Annotated in this window: 3 protein-coding genes and 2 pseudogenes; 3 read left to right on the top strand and 2 right to left on the bottom strand. The window is 67.4% G+C overall.

The genetic code is table 11. The features are described 5' to 3' along the window. Nucleotides 1-202: 202 nt before the first annotated feature. Nucleotides 203-676, bottom strand: a complete 474-nt coding sequence (locus tag AB0H53_RS29020) for an NUDIX domain-containing protein (protein WP_362119625.1) — start codon at nt 674-676, stop codon at nt 203-205. A 266-nt stretch (nt 677-942) separates the two neighbouring features. Here AB0H53_RS29020 and AB0H53_RS29025 point away from each other — a divergent pair. Continuing rightward, nucleotides 943-1,715: pseudogene (locus AB0H53_RS29025) on the top strand (IS5 family transposase). Nucleotides 1,716-1,732: 17 nt separating this feature from the next. Here the strand turns inward: AB0H53_RS29025 and AB0H53_RS29030 are convergent. Continuing rightward, nucleotides 1,733-2,134, bottom strand: coding sequence for a hypothetical protein (locus tag AB0H53_RS29030; RefSeq protein WP_362119628.1), 402 nt, complete (start codon nt 2,132-2,134; stop codon nt 1,733-1,735). Nucleotides 2,135-2,263: 129 nt separating this feature from the next. Here AB0H53_RS29030 and AB0H53_RS29035 point away from each other — a divergent pair. Beyond that, nucleotides 2,264-2,475 (top strand): annotated as a pseudogene (locus AB0H53_RS29035) (IS5/IS1182 family transposase); the annotation flags it as partial. 548 nt (nt 2,476-3,023) lie between these two features. Continuing rightward, nucleotides 3,024-3,863 (top strand): alpha/beta hydrolase, encoded by an 840-nt coding sequence (locus AB0H53_RS29040; protein ID WP_362119631.1) that lies wholly within the window; start codon nt 3,024-3,026, stop codon nt 3,861-3,863. Nucleotides 3,864-4,232 lie beyond the last annotated feature (369 nt).

Here is a 4,232-nt window from a genome sequence, read left to right on the forward strand (position 1 = left end):
GTGCGGTGTGTTCCTAGACAGCTCCACCACATCGGAGGTCTTCGCCATGATCAAGCCCCGCGACTGTCAACAACGCTCGTGATCAATACATCTAGCTGTAGCCGACGGCGCGCAGCAGCACGGCGGTGGCGCGGCGCAGCAGCGCCCGGGATGGCACCACGGCCGCACGGCCGCCAGGGCGGCGTGGGCAGCGGATCACGCCTCAGTGCTGGATCAGGCCGCCGACCGGGACGGCAGCGACGTGGCCGGTCGCCGGAAGCGTCTGAGCCAGGGCGAGGCCGACATCGACCAGCGATGACCGGCGCAGGCGAGCGACGTCGGGAATCGGAGTCCAGACCGACTCAGCGATTTCGCCGTTCGGCTCCGGCCGTAGCTGGCCGCCAGTAATACGAACCTGGTAGAAGACGCCGACATTTTGATGCTCTGGTCCACCGGGGATGGCACGTTCGGCCGCGGGGATCACTCGGGAGTCCACGCCCAGCAGGCGTTCGACCGCCGCATCGCAGCCGGTTTCCTCTGCGACCTCCCGTATCACCGCGTCGAACGGATCCTCCGCGTGCTCGACCCTGCCACCCGGAAGGGTCCAGTTGCTCTCGCCCTTCGGCGGCACGTGACGGGCGAGCAGTACCCGCCCGCCCTCGATGCACACGGCGTACGCCGCCAGCCGGAAACTCATTCCCCCGCACCTCCCACCAGACCCTATCCCGACGTCCAAGCTCCATGCAGTGCCATGAACGCAGAGTGGGGCCAGATCAAGTCCTTACGCCTGGAGTGTCACTTCAGTTCCGTGCGGTGGAGCTCAAAAAAGTCGCTTACAGACAAACCCTCCGACGACGCGGCACGCCAACAGCGGTCTGGCAGCCGCCCGGCGCTCAAGCGCCACCCCGGCAGCAGGACAACGGCGGTGGGAAGACGCCCGACGCTGATCTTGTCCCTGATGACCTGTGGGAGCGGGTGGCCCCGTTTTTGCCGCCCGCTCCTGAGAGGCGCCGCCGCTACCCCGGGCGGCTGCTTGTTCCTGACCGAGTCGCCCTCGCTGGCGTCATGTACGTGCTGCGAACGGGTGTCGCGTGGCGTGATGTTCCCGCGGAGACGGTGGGCTGCTCGGGTGTGACGGCTTGGCGCCGGCTGCGGGGGGACTGGGCCGAGGCCGACGTGTGGCAGCGCCTGCATGCTCGCCCTGCTGAGCGAGCTGCGCCGCGCGGGCCTGCTGGACCTGAACGACTGCTCCGTGGACGGGTCGCACGTCCGGGCGCTCAAAGGGGGATCACGTCGGCCCCTCACCCGTCGACCGCGCCCGCCCCGGCTCCAAGCACCACCTGATCGTCGACCGCCACGAAACCCCACTGGCCATCACCCTGACCAGCGGCAACCGGCACGACGTCACCCAACTCCTGCCGCTGCTCGCCGCCGTCCCGCCGATCCGGGGTCTGCGGGGACGTCCCCGCCGCAAGCCCCGGCGCCTGTATGCCGATCGGGGCTACGACTTCGACAAATACCGCCGTTTGCTGTGGAAACGCGGCATCTAGCCGACGATCGCCCGACGCGGCGTCGCCCACGGTTCTGGACTGGGCAAGGTAGGCTGGGTCGTCGAGCGCATCTTCGCCTGGCTGCACCAGTTCGAACGGCTCCGCACTCGCTATGAGCGACGCGCTGATCTCCACCAAGGCCTGCTCGAACTGGCCTGCAGCCTCATATGCCTGTGCCGCCTGTGAACCTCATCCTGAAGCGGTCAGCCGGCCACGCTGAACCACCCCGGCCTTACGTCGCTCAGAAGCGGGTGCAGCGACCGCACCGCGGACAGCAGGTCCTCATCCGTGACGTCAACAGGCTCCGGCAGGCTCCGCCCGTACCAGCGCAGCCGCCAGAGGTCGAAGATTTCACTCCCGTCGGCGAAGTCGACATCGATCTCAGTGCCGTTGTCGCTGACGAAGAGGCACCCGGCTCCATGAACCTTGAAGGAGTAGGTGCCGACCTGCCCACTCCAGCTGATGATCCGGCGCGAACGGACCAGGCCGAGGACATCTGCAAGTCGCTCAAGCGAGGGGATGGCTGCCCTCATGGCCTCGTCCACCGTGTTCAGAGCCTCGACGTAACCGAGTACGAGGTCCCGCGCAGCCCCAACCCGTTCCATACGGCGTCATCCCCCTGAGCCGGTGACTGACGGGATTGTTCCATGGCCGCCAGCGTCTCCGCAGGACGGCATTCTGAAACGATCAGTAAGACGTCGTTTCTTATGGCGTGATCGTTCGGTGGTCCATGCATGGCGGCTCTCGTGGAGCGACTGGTGCCGGACGCGTTGTGGGTGCTGTTCCCCCGGGTGGTGCCACCGACTGAGGTGATACGCCCGCAGGTCGGTGGCCGACGCCGGGGGGGTGACTACGAAGCCATGGCGACGATCACCTTCCTGGCGATGCCGGGCTGCACCTGGCGGCAGCTGCCGTCGGCTTCAGATGGTCGAAAAGCGGTGTAACCGGCCTCGTGCACGCGGTGATCAGTGTCGTTCTGCACACCTACGTTACCCGTTGCATATGGTAGTTAACCGTCTGTTACCCATGACCGATTGCGATGCCATGCCCGTCCTACAGACCCGGGACGTGACCTCTTTCACTCCCACTTCTCCCCCGCAGCGGCAGGCCCCCGAGGCCCACAGTCCCGGCTGACCGCCGGACTCGGCCAAGAGGGGGTCCGCTTGGACTACGCAGGAACGGTAGCCGGCGAGTACCAGGGAAGTACGTATATCGAGGCGGCCCACGTCGAACTGAGCATGAGCCGTAGGCCCCGGAACTGGTCCGGTTCGAGTGGCGCCTCGTGTTCACTGCCTTGCGGCTTCCTACCCGCGTACTCGGCTTGGGACGAGGCCTGGGGCGCGGCGACCGCCCGCACCTGAGGACCGGGGGATGACCGGGCCGTCACGCCCCGGCCTTGCGGCCGGTGTCGCGTTGAGAGACTGTTCACGGTGCAGCACCGGCACCGGAGCCCTCCGGTCGTTCGTGTCTGATGAGGACGGGAAGGACTGAGCAGTGCACGACTGGGAGTTGCCCAAGACCTTCGAAAGCAGGACGGGAACAGTCCGATGGAACCGGCTGGGACCGCGGGACGGCGAGCCGGTCGTACTGCTGCACGGCACTCCGTTCTCTTCGTACGTGTGGCGGGAGATCGCCTCCGCGCTCGCCGGCCGCGGCCACCAGGTGTTCGTCTGGGACATGCCCGGCTACTGCGCGTCTGAGAAAACCGAGGGCCAGGACGTCTCCCTCGCGGCGCAGGGTGAAGTCTTCGCCCAGTTGATGGAGCACTGGCAGCTGCCGGACCCCTCCGTCGTCGCCCACGACTTCGGTGGCTGTGTCTCTCTGCGGGCCCATCTGCTGCACGGCGTCGCCTACCGACGCCTGGCCCTCGTCGACCACCCGGTGGCGCTCGCACCGTGGGGCTCGCCGTTCTTCCGGCTGGTAGGTGAGCACGCGCACGTCTTCGAGCAGTTGCCCCCCTTCCTGCACCGTGCGCTCGTCCGCGAGTACATCGACTCGGCGAGCCACAGAGGGCTGCACCCCGACGCGGCCGAGGCTCTGGCCCGGCCCTGGGCGGACAAAGCGGGGCAAGCGGCGTTCTATCGGCAGATCGCCCAGGCCGACCAGCGCCATACCGACGAGGTCCAAAAGCTGTACCGGGACATCACTGTCCCCGTCACCGTGTGCTGGGGCGAGGAGGACTCCTGGATTCCCGTCGCCAAGGCTCATGAACTGGCGTCACTCATCCCCGGTGCACGGCTGCGGCTCATCCCCGACGCGGGACATCTGGTTCCCTTGGACGCGGCCGCGCAGCTGCTCTCCGCGCTGGTGACCTTCCTGTGCGAGGACGGATGAGCCCCGTCACGATTTCGCGGTCCTGCAAGGGGGCCGTCGGCCTCCGGGCCCGGCGCGACTGGGTCCCCCTGTCTCAGGCATGACCTGGGGGTAACATCACCGGGCCCGGAGGGCGCCATCGGCGACGCTGACGAGATGCCCGGCCACCGTCTGATCCGACGTGACCGGCGCGTGATACGGAGCGGCGCCTCAAGGGGCAGCGCATCGTAGAACTCACTGCCGCAGTCGGGCGGGGTGAGTATCTCCGGGGATGGGGGCAGGAGGGCTACGCGGTCCTAGGTCCTGTCTGATAATGGATCTTGTGGTGGGTCGTGGTGAGCTGACGGATGCGGCGTGGGATCGGATAGCGCCGTTGTTGCCTGGTGCCGA

The organism is Streptomyces sp. NPDC050856, from assembly GCF_040653855.1.
GTDB lineage: Bacteria > Actinomycetota > Actinomycetes > Streptomycetales > Streptomycetaceae > Streptomyces.

What these genes read in the sequence shown, in the direction of transcription:
- AB0H53_RS29020 (WP_362119625.1), bottom strand. Translation starts at nt 676, where the DNA reads ATGAGTTTCCGGCTGGCGGCGTACGCCGTGTGCATCGAGGGCGGGCGG.
- AB0H53_RS29030 (WP_362119628.1), bottom strand. Translation starts at nt 2,134, where the DNA reads ATGGAACGGGTTGGGGCTGCGCGGGACCTCGTACTCGGTTACGTCGAG.